Below are 14,063 nucleotides of genomic sequence, written 5' to 3'. Positions count from 1 at the left end.
TCAAGCGAATTATGAGCGCCTGCTGATGATGGCCGCCCGCCAGGCGTAACCGCCGCCGACTGTTTCGAAGGATAAACGCGCATTGTGTTCCTGGGCCTGCGCTTCCAGGACCTCCCGCAGATCGGCGCGCGGAGTGACATGGAATCTCGCAAGCCAAGCCTGCAGCATGCGGCGGAACCAACGCGGCAGGCCTTCCTGCTGGCCGAAATCGACGATATGCAACTGGCCGCCGGGATTAAGTGCGGCGATCGACGCGTCGACGGCGCGTTCCCAGTCCGGGATCATCGACAGGGCATAGGAAATGAGGATGCGGTCGAAGCCGCTGACGCCGAATTCGCGCGGTGTAAACGCCGTCGCGTCGGCGACGCGGAATTCCGGGATGGTCGCCTTGGTGGCGAAGGTCTTGCGGGCCGAAATCAGCATTTCCTGGGAAATGTCGAGGCCGAACAGCTTTGCGCCTGGAAAATGCTTGTGCGCCAAGGCCATGTTGCGGCCGGTGCCGCAGCCGACTTCGAGCAGGGTGCCGCCGTCTGGCACGTCGAGATGGCGGATCGTGCTGTCGCGGCCGAGGAGGTAATATTTGCGGGTCAGGTCGTAGATATGGCGCTGGTAGCGGTACATGCCATCCATCAGGCTGGCATGTTGATCGCTCTTTCCTGCCGTCTCGGCGCCGATCTTACTCACGCCTTCTTCCCGTAAATGTGGAAACCGCCGTAGATCGCGGAGCGATCGAGCGCGGTCAGTTCTCGCGATTTCTCCTCGAAATAATCCCATTGGTCGCGGATCGAAGGAGACAGACGGCCTTCGATGATGCTCTTTTCGGCGGCGGTGCGGAAGATCACGCGCGCGCCTTCGCGCGCCGTGCGGGTGATTTCCCGCCAGACGTCGTTCAGTTGGTCGTCAGTCATCCAGTCCTGCGCGTCGAGCAGGATATAACGGTCGCGAGAGGCTGCCGGCTCGCAGGCCAGAAGTTCGGTGAAGCTTGCGTGGTGGACGTTGACGCGGTCGACATTGGCGCGGATCACCTCGTAGTGCTCCGCCTTTAGATAGGTCGGCAGCGGGCCCTCTTCTTCGGTGCCGTAGCGGCGGCCGAAGGCCTGCCAGGCGAAATAGTTGTCGCGCATCGGGAAATGACAGGCGAGCTTTTCCAGGCGATGCTTCAGCACCGGTGCGATCGAATGATCGGCGGCAAGGCTTGCGAGCTCGTCATATTGCTGCGGCGGAATGCCGAGGCCGAAGAGTGAGCTCTTGCGGCCGGTGATCCAGCGCACGACCGGCTTTTCGAACAGGGGGGCGATCTGTTCTTCGAAGAATTGGCGCTGTTCGCGGATCGAGCGGGTCTTGGTCATTTCGCGCAGCTTGACGCCATGCAGGCGGGCCAGAAGATGGGCTGCGCCGATGAAGCGGCCGAGCAGGCCTGTTTCGTAGATGTTGCGGTCGAAGACGGTGACGCGGCGGCGGCCGAACTTGCGGCCGTTCCAATAGCTGCGGGTCGCTTCATCGAGTTTGGCAGCGAGATGCTGGTCATAAGCGCGGCTGTTCGACTTCTCGTTCGGCATCGCCAGGAATCGGACGAGATCGGCGTGACCGGGAAGGTGCTTGAACGCAGCAAGCTTCAGGCGGTTCAGCGCGATGTGGTGCGGGTTGAGGTCGACGACGTCGATCGAGGCCGGCGCTTTGGAGAGATAGGCGAGCATGTTGCAGCCGCCGGAGCCGATGGTGACGATGCGATGATCGGGCTTCAGCTCCATCGCCTGCATGTCGAGATCCGGATCCTCCCAGATCTGCGGATAGACGAGACCGGAGAAGAGAAGACTGAAGAGACGCTCGGAGAAGCCCTCCTTTGAAAAAGCCTTGTGGCGGAGAAGGGCGTCCTTGAGTTTCCGGTTCTTGCGGAAGCCGGCATCCGGTGCAAATTCTGACATGAGTCTGTCACCTTTTTAGCGTTCAGGGCGTGTAGCGCGCCACTGCTACAGTTTGATGACGCGGGCTGTGGGCCCGTGCCGTTCGAAAACATCGCCCCTCCTCGGAAAGTGATCGGGGTGACGGGATATTCTTCGCGCCGCGCCCTTCCAGGCAGGCGGAATTCCTGCTTCTCTCCGGGCATTCGGAGGAATGCCATGCGATTTGTCCTGCGTGTCCTGAAGGCGCTTGCGCTCCTTGTCGTTCTCATCGTCGTTGCCGGCGCCGTCTGGCTGCTCGTCCGGCCGCCGGAGCTTCTGCGCGTCGGCGACGGCTATGCCGCCAAGATCGTCTGCTCCAATGTCTTCGTTGCCGGCCGGAACGCCGAAGACGTGCTGGCGGATGACGTGCAGGCGCCGGGAAATCCGTTGCTGCGGCTCGTGCGCGTCAGCGTCGACCGCGACAACAACCGTGTGACCGCGCGCTTCCTGGGGCTGTTTGCTTCGAGCTACGCGCTTTACCGCGGCGCTTTCGGCTGCACGAGCGTGCCCGACGGCGATTTCGAGGCGGCGGCGAATGCCGTAGCTTTCGACGCGCCGGCAAGAATGGAGGCGAACGCGGCGCTGTGGCCGGAAGGCGAGGGTGTCGGCGGTCGGGACGAAAAGATCGCTGCGGTGCTTAACGACACAGGGATTGCCGGCCCGGCCATGCGAGGGATTGTGGTCGTGCGCGATGGCCGAATCGTCGCCGAAGCCTATGGTCCCGGATTCTCAGCGAAGACGCCGCTGATCGGCTGGTCGATGACGAAGACGGTGAATGCGGCCATCCTCGGCCGGCTGATGCTCGATGGTAAGATTTCCTTCGACGACAATCATCTGCTGGCGCAGTGGAAGGATGATGCGCGCGCCAAAATCAAAGTTTCCGACCTGCTCGGCATGGAGAGCGGTCTTGCCTTCAACGAGAATTATGGCGATGTCGCGGATGTGACGCGCATGCTCTATCTCGACCCCGACATGGTGTCGTTGCCGGCCAATGCGCCGATGGAGGCGGCGCCGGGTCAGCGCTTCCTCTATTCGAGCGGCACGGCGGTGCTCTTGTCGCGCATCTGGATGGACAGAGTCGGCAGGGCGCCGGCAGCCTTCTCCTACCCGCACGACGCGCTCTTCTCCCCACTCGGCATGACGAGTGCCGTCTTCGAACTCGACGCGCGTGGCACCTTTGTCGGAAGCTCCTATCTCTACGCGACGGCGCATGATTGGGCCCGCTTTGGGCAGTTCCTGCTGCAGGATGGCGTGTGGAACGGCCAGCGGCTGTTGCCGGAGGGTTTCGTCGGCGCCATGCGCACGCCGACGGCGGCGTCGAACGGCCGGTATACTCAAGGTCAGGCCTGGCTCGCGCCCGGTGGCTCAAGCGCCGCGTTCGGGCTGCCCGAGGATACGTTCTGGCTCACGGGGCATGACGGGCAGAGCATGGCGATCGTGCCTTCCGCCAATCTGATCGTCGTTCGGCTCGGCCTGACACCGGGCTGGCTCGGCTATCAACCGCAGACGCTTCTGAAGGCAGTCCTGGCGGCGTTGCCGCAAGCGCGAGCGCCGCAACAGCAGGCCGAATCACAGGGGCATCAGCCGCAACCGCAGCCGTAGGCTACGACCGCTGTTTCGATTGGTTTGTCTCGATAGCTGCCCGGTTTCAGTAATTACCCTGGGCGACATCATTCATGCCCTTGCGCTTGGCATCGTAGTAATAGCCGCGCGCATAGAGGCGGACGGCGTCGTCTTCCTTGTTGTCAGAGACGAGCCAGGCGCCACGCAGATATTTCGCGGCATATTTGATGTTGGTCTCGGCGTCGAAGAGGCCGCCCGGCGCACCGTCATAGCCCATGGATTTGGCGGTGTTGTATTTAATCTGCATGAGGCCGAAATAGCCGCGCTTGTTATAAGCCTTCGGATTGTAACGGCTCTCGCGATGGACGATGCGGTGGAGTAGCGTCTCGGGAATCTCGTAGATCTTCGAATATTTCTGGATGAGCTTGGTGACGAAGCTCTTCTCGACGGTCGGCGCATCGTCCCTGTCGTCGTCGCTGAACATCGGGGGAGCTGTCGGCGGATCGATCGGTCCGGATTCGTCGAAGCCGTAATCCATGGAGCGCGGCGTCGTGTCGACGGCGGCCAGTGCTGCAAGCGCGCTGTTCTGGGGGGTGGCGGCAAAGGCAAGCTGCGTCGCCGGCTGTGACGGCGTTCCCGGGCGCGGGGTCGGCACGACGGATTGGATCGCCGTCATCTCAGGCGTCAACGGGATCTGCGCATAGGCTGCCGGCTGTATGCCTGCCTGCATGGTAAGATCGACCGGCTGGGATGCGGCCACCGCCGGCATTGCCGTTGCGGTGAGCGACGGGCGTGGCTGGGGAAGCATGGCGCCTGCAATTGCCTGGCCGGTCGCGCCTTCTGCCGTCGGGATCGCGGCGAGTGTTGCGTCTTCGCCAGGCTTCGGCGTCGGCACCACTGTCTGAGCGGCTGTCAGTTCGGCCTGAGAGGTATATTCAACGCTCGTGCAGCCGGTGATCACGCCGCAGCAGAGCACCGTGGAAACGACAAGACTGCGTTTCAGGCCGGACAATCCGATCGCTACCATTCCGTCACTTTCGTGAAATCGCGCCGCCCCGGCAGCGTATAAAAGTTACTAAAAAATTTAAACCCGATGACCCCATTAACCTATTCGTTGCATTCCGGCAACCACGGAATATTTCTCAGCTGCAATAGCGCGATACCCGGATTTCAAGCCGCAATACGGCGATACCCAGCCGTTACGGCGCCTGCAGCGATCAGCAGGGTGCCGCCGGTCCGGTTCACGGCGCGCTGGACACTCGCCTTGCGAATCAGTCCGCGAGCGGAATGGGCGAGAAAAGCGTAGGCAGCGGCGTTGAGGATCGCCAGCACCAGGAAGGTCGCTTCCATGATCGCCATCTGCCCGAAGAAGGGCAGGGTCGGGTTGAGGAACTGCGGCACGAAGGCGACGAAGAAGACGATACTCTTCGGATTGAGGGCGGTGACGACATAGGCGTGGAGGAAGATCTTAAGCGACTTTTCCTCCGGCAGATTGTCGTTGTCGGCGACCGGCTCGCCAATCACGGGAGCCCGCCAGAGCTTGATTCCCAGCCAGATCAGGTAGGCGCCGCCGATCCACTTCAAAAGGGTGAAGAGGGCGGCGGAGGTGGCGAGCACTGCGCCGAGACCGAAGAGGGATGCGGTCATTGCGGTGAAGTCGCCAAGCGCCACGCCGCTCACCGTCGCAAAGGCCGTCCGGCGGCCATGGCCAAGCGCATAGGAAACGACGAGCAGTATCGTTGGTCCCGGTATGGCCAGCATGATGGCGGATGCGGCAGCAAAAGCGAGCCAGGCTTCAAGCGACATGGAATCTCCTCCTATTCCGTCGGGAATAAGCAAAGACACCATATTAACCGTCCGTCAATCATGCTTCTTTGTATTTCTGCCCTATATTGTCCATGACTTCTGCAAACCACGCCGTCGACAGGTCGAAAGTTTTGCCACCTTTGATGCGGGGAAATTCTATAGTGCGCAACTTACCGTTCTGCGCTTCGTCATGGCCGGTGACGCCGGACACCTTATTGAGCGCGCTTTCGACGGCGAGATCGACCATGCTCTGGATCAGCCTGAGGTCGTCGCCATTGGCCGGGGCCGAGCGAGCGAAATAGCCCGATTTCTGCACCAGCGAACGCTCGGCGTTCAGGAGGTTGGCGAACTGCTTCTGGAACCAGGCGCCGACATTGATCGTGTCGATCTTCACGTGGCCGAAAGCGTCACGCTTTACGGTCTCACCCGCAGCTTCACGCTCGGCGACGATAGCGTCGAGGCAGGCGCCTTCCGAGACGAAGACGGTGGCATGGCCGGTGCGGTCCATGATGTCCTTCAGGCGGGCGGCCTCGGCGTCGAGGTCGAAGGCCATTTCGGGCAGATAGACGGCGTCGATGCTCTTCAGATGCGCGTCGATCAGCAGGCCGTCGACATACTGGTTGCGGCTGGTGCGCTGAAGATAGGCACGGGCGGTGGCTGCCGTCAGCCAGCCGCAATGGCGGCCCATCACTTCGTGGATGACGAGCGTGCGCGGCGCAGCCGTCTGCTCGTTGCTGACATTGTCGAAGAAATGCGCACCGACTTCGGCGGCCGTCCAGGCGCCGAGCGATTGGCGGATGGGCACGACATCGTTGTCGACCGTCTTCGGCAAGCCGACGACGGTCAGGTCATAGCCGTTGGCGGCGAGGTAGGCAGCAAGGTCGGCGGCCGTCGTATTGGTGTCGTCGCCCCCGATCGTGTGGAGAATGGTGATGCCGTCATCGGCAAGACGCTCGGCGGCGACCCTCAGCGGATTCTCGCCTTCCTTGACAAGGCCGCGCTTGACGCAGTCGGCGGCATTGGTGAGCTTGACGCGGCTATTGCCGATCGGTGAGCCGCCATAGCGGTGCAGCAGCGGCGCCTTTGCACGCATTTGACCGGTGATCTCGATGCGGTCACCGAGCAGCACGCCCTGATAGCCGGACTTATAAGCGACGATGTCGATTTCGGGGGCGATGTCGCTGTAGCGTTCAATGAGGCCGCCGACGGCAGAGGAAAGACAGGGCGCCAGGCCTCCAGCGGTCAGCATTGCGACTTTCTGTTTGGCCATGGATCCCTCCTGCGATGTTTCTGTGGGCAGCGTTAGCTAGCGCATGGATGCGGCAGGGAAAGGGCCCTGTAAAGTAAAGAATTTACGAAAAACGCGGCTTTCTGCCGAGTTGAACGGCAAAGGCGGCGGGAAGCGCGATATAATCGTTTCAAGCCCGAGCTGCCGCCGGGAACTGTTTGTGGAAATCGGCGGTCAAGCATTGAGCGAGCGTGGTGCGGCAACCCCTCTCACGGCGGATCCGGCGAACCGGTCGATCGCTTGCTGCAATGCAATAATTACTGAATCGTGAAAACTGTTTTCGATGCTACGACCAATAGTCGCCTTGCAAAGGCTACGATTCTTTGGTCAAGCTGATTGCTCATACTTGGCACGCTTACGAGAGATTTCGATGTCCTTCTGGGAAAAATTGTTGAATGCCATTGGCAATACCGCGGGCAATGCGCTCTCCGCGGTGGTCGAGGCTATTCGAACGGTTTTCGAAGGCGATCCCGAGACCCGGCGCAAAGTGGCTTTCTCCGTGGCGATCATTGCGCTTTCGGCCAAGATGGCCAAGGCCGACGGCATCGTCAGCGAGAAAGAGGTCGAGGCTTTCCGCGAGATCTTCGAATTTCCCGAGGATCAGGCCAAGAATGTTGCCAGGCTCTATAATCTCGCACGCCAGGATGTCGCCGGCTACGAAGCCTATGCCGAGCGGCTTTCGACGCTCTGCGTCACCTGCGCGGCCAATTGCCCGGTCCTGGAAGACGTGCTTGACGGCCTGTTCCACATTGCCAAGGCCGATGGGCTGATTCACGAGAAGGAGCTGAATTTCCTCGGCCATATCGCCGAGATCTTCCAGATGAGCGAGACTCGTTTCGAGCAGATCGCAGCTCGCCATGTCTCGTCCGGCGGCGATCCCTACAAGGTGCTCGGCGTGTCGCCTTCCGACGATTTTCCGACGATCCGCCGCCGTTACCGTGGCCTGGTCAGCGAACATCATCCCGATCGACTGATCTCGCGCGGGGTGCCGAAGGAGTTTCATTTGATCGCCAATGAGCGCATGGCGGCGCTGAACGCAGCATATGCGGCGATCGAGAAGGAACGCCGCGCCGCATGACCTCTTTCGAGGCCGATTATCGAGGCGCTTGCGTGCGGCCATCGCCCAACCGAGGCGAGCGGGCGGGCGGGCGTCGTCCCGATATGATCCTCCTGCATTATACCGGGATGCCGACGGCCGATGGCGCGCTCGACTGGCTGTGTCGGGAAGAGAGTCAGGTTTCCAGCCATTATTTCGTGCATGAGAATGGCGAGGTGATCCAGCTTGTGCCGGAGGCGCGGCGCGCCTGGCATGCCGGCAAGAGCAGCTGGCACGGCGAGAGCGATATCAATTCGCTGTCGATCGGCATTGAAATCGCCAATGCCGGCCATCCCGGCGGTCTTCCCGATTATCCGAAAGAGCAGATCGCAGCAGTCATCGAATTGTGTCGTGACTGTGTCAAACGTTGGTCGATTGTGCCGGAAAGAGTGCTCGGGCATTCCGATGTCGCACCGATTCGCAAGGTTGATCCTGGCGAGAAATTCCCTTGGGCCGAGCTTCATCGGGCGGGTGTGGGCCATTGGGTCGAGCCGGCGACGATCACCGGCGGGCGTTTCTTCCAGCGCGGGGACGCCGGCCAGCCGGTGGAAGCGCTGCAGTCAATGCTGTCGCTTTACGGTTACAGCACTGAAATTACGGGCAAATTCTCCGAAAAGACGGCCGGCGACGTGGAAGCCTTCCAGCGCCATTTCCGGCCCGAACGGGTGGACGGGATCGCCGATTTCTCGACGATCGACACGCTGCACCGGCTGCTGTCGGCGCTACCGCGATTTTCCTGACGGCGGCAGCCGGAATTCCGGGCAGTTTTGCCGTCACAAGCGAGAAATCCGCCCCGCCACATCATTTCCCTATTATCTCCTCATTGCGATGGTCTAAGGACGCCCGCTGAACGGCGCTCGCGGCTGATTTCAAGTGTAACCGTGGCCGCCAAATGAAACGATAAGAATTGCCATGGAGCGCGATCAGTCCTTGATCGCGTGTATCCGGATGACAGCGAGGCGCGCAGTCCCTGCAGTTCTTTGGGTCGGAGTGAAGAAACTATATGAAAGAGTTTATTATTGGTGCTGCGGCATGCCTTGGCATGCTGCTGGCGGGGTATAACTTTGCCTCGGCTAATGATGACTGGGGCGTCAGGGCCGAAACCATCCCGCTGAAAACCGTCGATCGACAGAGCGGCTATGCCATGCCCGATTTCTCCAACAGCATTCCCTATGCTGCGCTGATCAACAAATATGCGGCTGAATACAACGTTCCGGTGGCGCTCGCCCAGGCGGTCGTTCGCGTCGAGAGCAATTTCAATCCGAAGGCACGCGGCAGCGCCGGCGAAATCGGCCTGATGCAGATCAAGCCGGCAACGGCCAGGATGATGGGATATTCCGGCACGCGCAAAGGCCTGTTCGATCCCGAGACCAACATCAAATACGGCATGAAGTATCTGGCGGCCGCCCACCAGCTCGGCGGCGGGCAGACCTGCAACACCATCCTCAAATATAATGCCGGCCATGGCGCAACGCGCATGAATCCGGTGTCGAAGACTTATTGCGGCAAGGTCCTGGCGATGCTCGACTGAGCCGCCGCGCGGCTCGGAGGGAAATCTTCCGCTGCTGTTTTTGTAATATGAATCGGGACGCTCGCCGTGATATCCCACCTCGAAACGAGGTGGTCACCTCGATATGAGGTGAGATATGGCAGTCGATTTCAGGTTCATCGTCATCGGGCGCGGCATGATGGGAGCGGCGGCCGCACGGCATCTCTCTTCCATGGCCGACGGCGTCGCGCTGATCGGCCCTTCGGAGCCGGAGGATCGCAAGGTCCATCACGGCGTTTTTGCCAGCCATTATGACGAAGCGCGCATTACCCGCACCTTCGACGGCAATCTCGCCTGGGGAACTTTCGCCGCGCGGGCGCTCCGGCGCTACCGCGACATCGAGGCGAAGAGCGGCATTTCCTTCTTTTCGGAAGTCGGATGTCTTTTTGCCGGTCCCCCACCGAAGGACGAGCAGGACTTTCTTCTGAGGGCGCTGACCGTCAGCGAGACGCTCGGCAGCGATATCGAGATCGTCGCCCCGGCGGAACTCGACCGGCGTTTTCCCTATCTTGCCGTCGGCCCTGATTTCAGCGGATATTTCGAGCGCAAGCGCGCCGGGCACATCAATCCGCGGGCGCTGGTGCGCGCACAAGCCAGGCTTGCCGAACAGGGCGGCGTCTCGCTGATCGAGGCGACCGCGACGTCGGTGCGCGACACAGGTTCCCATGTCGAGGTGACGGCCGGTGACAGAAGCTATAGCGCCGAGCGCGTATTGGTCGCGGCCGGCGCTTTCAGCAATTTCCATGCCCTGCTGCCGCGTCCCGTCGATTTGAGAGTGATGGCGCGTACCGTTGTCTTCTACGAAATCGGCGACCGCGAAATGGCGATTTTCGGCGACATGCCATCGACCATCGTGCTCGGCGACCGGGAGGAGGACCACATCTATATTCTGCCGCCGGTGCGTTATCTGGACGGCAAGATCTATCTGAAGCTTGGCGGCGATACCGAGGCGCTTTCCTTCAGCCGGCTGGAAGAGGCCGGCACGTGGTTCCGTTCCGACGGCAGTATGGCCGAGCGCGATCATCTCTCGCGCATCGCCCTGCGACTGATGCCGGAGCTTGCCGGATGCCCGGTCACGTCGGCTCCGTGCGTGGCGAATTTCACCCCGACCGGTTATCCTTACGTCGGCTTCACGCCGTCGCCGCGGATCGCGGTGCTGACTGGCGGCAATTTCGTCGCGGCCAAATCTTCCGACGAACTCGGGCGTCTCGGCGCCGTGCTTCTCAGGGAAGGGCGGCTCGGGGATGAGGATTTCGGCCGCGAGCTGACGCCGGTCTTCGCTTGAGAGGGATATCATGGCAGTCGATTTCAAATATATCGTCGTCGGCCGCGGGCTGATGGGAGCCGCCGCCGCGCGGCATCTGGCGCGGCAGACGGATGGTGTCGCGGTAATCGGCCCGGACGAGCCTGACGATCGCAAGGCGCATGAAGGCGTTTTCGCCAGCCATTACGACGAGGGGCGCATTACCCGCACCATCGATCCCGACCGCAACTGGGCGCTGCTCGCCAATCGCTCGATCGGTCGCTACGGCGAGATCGCGAACGAGAGCGGCATCGACTTCTATCGGGAGGCCGGCTGCGTCGTCGTCGCGCCTGATAGAGGCGATTATCTCGAAAGGACTCGGCAGGCCGCCGTCTCGCTCGGCATCGAGACCAGGCTTCTGGACGCGGGCGGATTGAAGACCGCATTTCCCTTCTTTGCCTTTCCCGCCGGCAGTGCAGGTGTGTTCGAGGCGAGGGGCGCCGGACATATCAGCCCGCGCAAACTGGTCAAGGCACAATCTCTGCTGGCAGAAAGGGCAGGCGCGACTGTCATCCGAGATCATGTGGTCTGGATCCGCGAGGAGGACGGGCTGGCGAGCGTCAAGACTGCCGGGGGCCTCAGCTATCGCGGTGAAAAGGTGCTGCTGGCAGCGGGCGGATTTTCCATTGCCGAAAATCTCTTGCCACGGCCTGTTGCCATGACGGTTTATGGCCGGACCGTAACGCTGTTCGAGATCGGCGAGGCTGATGCGCTCCGCCTTGCGGCGATGCCGTCGCTCATTCTCGACGTGCCCGGCACCCATATCTATCTGCTGCCGCCGATCCGTTATCCCGATCGCAAATTCTACCTGAAGATTGGCGGCGATCCCGACGATCTGATCTTACACAACGACATCGAGATGCGGGCCTGGTTCAAGACCGAAGGGCGAGAGAGCGTGCGCTCGCATCTGCAGCGCTTCGTCGCCGACCTTGTGCCCGATATGGCGCCGCTGTCGATTTCGACGGCCGCCTGCGTCGTCTCCTATACGGAAAGCGGCTATCCGATGATCGGCTATACCTCTTCGCCTGCGATCGCGGTGCTGACGGGCTGCGCCGGCACCTCGGCGAAGAGTTCGGACGAAATCGGCAGACTCGGCGCGGAGCTGCTTTTGTCGGGCAGAATCAGCGAACAGGGCTACTCCACGGATTTCACACCTAATTTCCGTTAGGGCTGTCCCCTATATTTCGGTGGCATTTACGGGCTCTCTCGTTTATGGGAGCCCTGCCAGTTGGCTGGGCAGCCGCGCTTTACCAATGCCGAAAGGCGGTAAGGTGAGGAAAGTCCGGGCTCCACGGAAACACGGTGCCGGATAACGTCCGGCGAGGGCGACCTCAGGGAAAGTGCCACAGAAAGCAAACCGCCTGTCAAGACAGGTAAGGGTGAAAGGGTGGGGTAAGAGCCCACCGCATCTCCGGCAACGGATATGGCACGGTAAACCCCACCGGGAGCAAGACCGAATAGGGATGACGTGGAGGGCCGAAAGGCTCTCCGGCCGGTTTCCAGGCCAGTCATCCGGGTGGGTTGCGTGAGGCAGCGTGCGAGCGCTGTCCCAGAGGAATGGCTGCCACGTTCCGGTTCGCGCCGGAGCCATACAGAACCCGGCTTACAGGCCAACTGGCGATTAACATCCGAGCTGCGGCAGGGCCTGGATTTTCAGCCTAAGTCGCTGAAACCGACTGTTTCCAAGCTGATATTCATGCACGTTATGGACGGATTTTAATAAGGCGCAATCAATGCTTGCCATCTGCAAAATGGCTGCGCTAACCCTTTGTTAAACTTAACAGCTTATAAATGTTTGATCATACGTCCGTTGCAAAACGGTCGCATCCCATTGACGCCCATATGGTCCCATGCTATCCCAAATGCGCACTGCACCAGGGCAATCATTTGCCCATTCATCGCAAAGCAAAGGCGCCTTCCTCTCTGGAAGCGTCGGGTGGGATTTGGCTCATCCGGCTTGCGAGGCTGTGCCTGATATTGGGACTTTCGGGCGTCTTTTTGTCCGGCTCCCTGCGGGAACGGATGTTTCGAGTCATGAGCCGCTTCCTTTCGAACGCGACCAACAGGATCGATGCCAAGGGCAGGGTTTCCGTGCCTTCGGCATTCCGTTCCGTGCTGGCGCAGCGCAACGTCCAGGAGCTCTACTGTTTCCAGGACTTTGTGTTTCCGGCGATCAGCGTCGGCGGCTCGGATCTTCTCGAAAGATTCGAGCGGCAGATTGCTGCGGAAGATCCATTTTCGCCGGATGCGAACGCGATGTCGCTTCTGATCCACGGAGGCGGGGTCTTCATGAAGCTCGATGCCGAGGGGCGGCTGATGGTCACGGATTTCATCCGCGACTTCACCGGCATCTCGGACGAAGTGACCTTCGTCGGTCGAGCGGATCATTTTCAGCTCTGGCAGCCGCAGGCATTCTTGGCTGCGCAGGCGCAGGCACGAGGGGAGCGCAAGCTGGCGGGCAAGCGTTCCTAAAGGAACGAGGGAACGGAATGGTGACGAATCCTGGCGGAGGTTCAACTGATGCCGGTGGCGGACCGGTTCGTCACATTCCTGTTCTTCTCAATGAGGTCCTCGCAGCGCTCTCGCCCGCACCCGGCAAGCTCATCCTCGATGGTACATTCGGTGCGGGTGGTTATAGCGCGGCCATCCTCGCGGCCGGCGCCGAGGTGATTGCGCTCGATCGTGATCCCACAGCGATTGCGGCGGGCCAGGCGATGGTTGCCGCTCATGCCGGCCGCCTCCGGCTCATTCACGCGCAGTTCTCGAATCTTGCCGATCATGCGCCGCAGGGCGGGCTTGACGGCGTGGTGCTCGATATTGGCGTCTCTTCCATGCAGATCGATGAGCCCGAGCGCGGCTTCTCCTTCCAGAAGAGCGGGCCGCTCGACATGCGCATGTCGGCAACAGGCGTTTCGGCCGCCGATGTCGTCAATCGCGCCAAGGTCGCGGATCTGATCCGCATCTTCCATTTTCTCGGCGAGGAAAACCAGGCACCGCGAATCGCACATGCGATCGAGAAGCGGCGCGAGGAAAAGCCCTTCGAAACGACGCGCGATCTTGCCGGTCTCATCGAGCTGGTCACTCCGCGCAAGATGAAGGACAAGATCCATCCCGCGACGCGCGTCTTCCAGGCATTGCGCATTTTCGTCAATGACGAGCTCGGGGAGCTGGCGCAGGCATTGTTTGCGGCGGAACGAGCTCTGAAGCCCGGCGGCCGGCTCGTCGTCGTCACCTTTCATTCGCTTGAAGACCGCATCGTCAAGAAATTCTTCTCCGACCGCGCCGGCAAGGCGACCGGCTCGCGGCACCTGCCGGCAGCACATGAGCGGGCGGCGACGTTCACGGCAATCGGCAAGCCGATGGTTTCTGCGAGCGAGGCGGAGGCTGAAGCCAATCCGCGCGCCCGCTCCGCCAAGCTGCGCGCCGGCCTGCGGACAGACGCGGCCGCCGAGGCCGCGGATATGTCGCTCTTCGGGTTTCCCAATCTTGCCACGCTCGGAAAGCTCGGAGGTTGA

General features: G+C 61.3%; 13 protein-coding genes and 1 other RNA gene. 9 read left to right on the top strand and 5 right to left on the bottom strand.

What is annotated here, in order from left to right; genetic code table 11:
* Positions 1-9 precede the first annotated feature (9 nt).
* Positions 10-684 (bottom strand): class I SAM-dependent methyltransferase, encoded by a 675-nt coding sequence (locus NL154_RS13485; protein ID WP_210630598.1) that lies wholly within the window; start codon positions 682-684, stop codon positions 10-12.
* On the bottom strand, positions 681-1,925 hold the full coding sequence (locus tag NL154_RS13480; RefSeq protein WP_210630599.1) for a DUF3419 family protein: 1,245 nt from the start codon (positions 1,923-1,925) through the stop codon (positions 681-683). The genes NL154_RS13485 and NL154_RS13480 overlap by 4 nt, the downstream gene beginning before the upstream one ends.
* A gap of 195 nt (positions 1,926-2,120) precedes the next feature.
* Between NL154_RS13480 and NL154_RS13475 the strand changes: the two genes are divergently transcribed.
* Positions 2,121-3,545 (top strand): serine hydrolase domain-containing protein, encoded by a 1,425-nt coding sequence (locus NL154_RS13475; protein ID WP_221145578.1) that lies wholly within the window; start codon positions 2,121-2,123, stop codon positions 3,543-3,545.
* Between the two features lie 46 nt (positions 3,546-3,591).
* Here NL154_RS13475 and NL154_RS13470 read toward each other — a convergent pair whose 3' ends face one another.
* The 3 genes from NL154_RS13470 to NL154_RS13460 form a co-directional block, all read right to left on the bottom strand.
* Positions 3,592-4,533, bottom strand: a complete 942-nt coding sequence (locus NL154_RS13470; protein WP_221145576.1) for a lytic transglycosylase domain-containing protein — start codon at positions 4,531-4,533, stop codon at positions 3,592-3,594.
* A gap of 143 nt (positions 4,534-4,676) precedes the next feature.
* A complete protein-coding gene (locus tag NL154_RS13465; protein WP_210630602.1) occupies positions 4,677-5,312 on the bottom strand; it encodes a LysE family translocator in 636 nt (211 codons plus the stop codon).
* A 58-nt stretch (positions 5,313-5,370) separates the two neighbouring features.
* Positions 5,371-6,582, bottom strand: a complete 1,212-nt coding sequence (locus tag NL154_RS13460) for a pyrophosphate--fructose-6-phosphate 1-phosphotransferase (protein WP_434732809.1) — start codon at positions 6,580-6,582, stop codon at positions 5,371-5,373.
* Between the two features lie 388 nt (positions 6,583-6,970).
* Here NL154_RS13460 and NL154_RS13455 point away from each other — a divergent pair, with 388 nt between their 5' ends.
* The 8 genes from NL154_RS13455 to rsmH all read left to right on the top strand — a co-directional run bounded on the left by NL154_RS13455 (position 6,971) and on the right by rsmH (position 14,063).
* Positions 6,971-7,678 (top strand): J domain-containing protein, encoded by a 708-nt coding sequence (locus NL154_RS13455; protein ID WP_210630604.1) that lies wholly within the window; start codon positions 6,971-6,973, stop codon positions 7,676-7,678.
* Positions 7,675-8,436: an N-acetylmuramoyl-L-alanine amidase gene (locus NL154_RS13450; RefSeq protein WP_210630605.1), complete on the top strand. Its 762-nt coding sequence runs from the start codon at positions 7,675-7,677 to the stop codon at positions 8,434-8,436. The genes NL154_RS13455 and NL154_RS13450 overlap by 4 nt, the downstream gene beginning before the upstream one ends.
* A 263-nt stretch (positions 8,437-8,699) precedes the next feature.
* Positions 8,700-9,227 carry a lytic transglycosylase domain-containing protein gene (locus NL154_RS13445; protein ID WP_210630606.1) on the top strand — a complete coding sequence of 176 codons (528 nt, stop codon included), beginning with the start codon at positions 8,700-8,702 and terminating at the stop codon, positions 9,225-9,227.
* Positions 9,228-9,342: 115 nt separating this feature from the next.
* Positions 9,343-10,530 carry an NAD(P)/FAD-dependent oxidoreductase gene (locus tag NL154_RS13440; RefSeq protein ID WP_210630607.1) on the top strand — a complete coding sequence of 396 codons (1,188 nt, stop codon included), beginning with the start codon at positions 9,343-9,345 and terminating at the stop codon, positions 10,528-10,530.
* 10 nt (positions 10,531-10,540) lie between these two features.
* Positions 10,541-11,716 (top strand): NAD(P)/FAD-dependent oxidoreductase, encoded by a 1,176-nt coding sequence (locus tag NL154_RS13435; RefSeq protein WP_210630608.1) that lies wholly within the window; start codon positions 10,541-10,543, stop codon positions 11,714-11,716.
* Positions 11,717-11,772: 56 nt separating this feature from the next.
* Positions 11,773-12,170: RNase P RNA component class A (rnpB, locus tag NL154_RS13430), an RNA gene on the top strand.
* A gap of 412 nt (positions 12,171-12,582) precedes the next feature.
* Positions 12,583-13,020 (top strand): division/cell wall cluster transcriptional repressor MraZ, encoded by a 438-nt coding sequence (gene mraZ / locus NL154_RS13425; protein ID WP_221102475.1) that lies wholly within the window; start codon positions 12,583-12,585, stop codon positions 13,018-13,020.
* Positions 13,021-13,037: 17 nt separating this feature from the next.
* Positions 13,038-14,063, top strand: coding sequence for a 16S rRNA (cytosine(1402)-N(4))-methyltransferase RsmH (gene rsmH, locus NL154_RS13420; protein WP_210630610.1), 1,026 nt, complete (start codon positions 13,038-13,040; stop codon positions 14,061-14,063).

This window comes from Rhizobium sp. YTUHZ044 (genome assembly GCF_051123975.1).
Lineage (GTDB): Bacteria > Pseudomonadota > Alphaproteobacteria > Rhizobiales > Rhizobiaceae > Rhizobium.
The sequence above is the reverse complement of the archived record's forward strand: the minus strand, read 5'-3'. Positions and strand labels throughout refer to the sequence as shown.

What these genes read in the sequence shown, in the direction of transcription:
- rsmH (WP_210630610.1), top strand. Translation starts at nt 13,038, where the DNA reads ATGGTGACGAATCCTGGCGGAGGTTCAACTGATGCCGGTGGCGGACCG.
- NL154_RS13470 (WP_221145576.1), bottom strand. Translation starts at nt 4,533, where the DNA reads ATGGTAGCGATCGGATTGTCCGGCCTGAAACGCAGTCTTGTCGTTTCC.
- NL154_RS13435 (WP_210630608.1), top strand. Translation starts at nt 10,541, where the DNA reads ATGGCAGTCGATTTCAAATATATCGTCGTCGGCCGCGGGCTGATGGGA.
- NL154_RS13460 (WP_434732809.1), bottom strand. Translation starts at nt 6,582, where the DNA reads ATGGCCAAACAGAAAGTCGCAATGCTGACCGCTGGAGGCCTGGCGCCC.
- NL154_RS13475 (WP_221145578.1), top strand. Translation starts at nt 2,121, where the DNA reads ATGCGATTTGTCCTGCGTGTCCTGAAGGCGCTTGCGCTCCTTGTCGTT.
- NL154_RS13440 (WP_210630607.1), top strand. Translation starts at nt 9,343, where the DNA reads ATGGCAGTCGATTTCAGGTTCATCGTCATCGGGCGCGGCATGATGGGA.
- NL154_RS13450 (WP_210630605.1), top strand. Translation starts at nt 7,675, where the DNA reads ATGACCTCTTTCGAGGCCGATTATCGAGGCGCTTGCGTGCGGCCATCG.
- NL154_RS13480 (WP_210630599.1), bottom strand. Translation starts at nt 1,925, where the DNA reads ATGTCAGAATTTGCACCGGATGCCGGCTTCCGCAAGAACCGGAAACTC.
- NL154_RS13445 (WP_210630606.1), top strand. Translation starts at nt 8,700, where the DNA reads ATGAAAGAGTTTATTATTGGTGCTGCGGCATGCCTTGGCATGCTGCTG.
- NL154_RS13465 (WP_210630602.1), bottom strand. Translation starts at nt 5,312, where the DNA reads ATGTCGCTTGAAGCCTGGCTCGCTTTTGCTGCCGCATCCGCCATCATG.
- mraZ (WP_221102475.1), top strand. Translation starts at nt 12,583, where the DNA reads ATGAGCCGCTTCCTTTCGAACGCGACCAACAGGATCGATGCCAAGGGC.
- NL154_RS13455 (WP_210630604.1), top strand. Translation starts at nt 6,971, where the DNA reads ATGTCCTTCTGGGAAAAATTGTTGAATGCCATTGGCAATACCGCGGGC.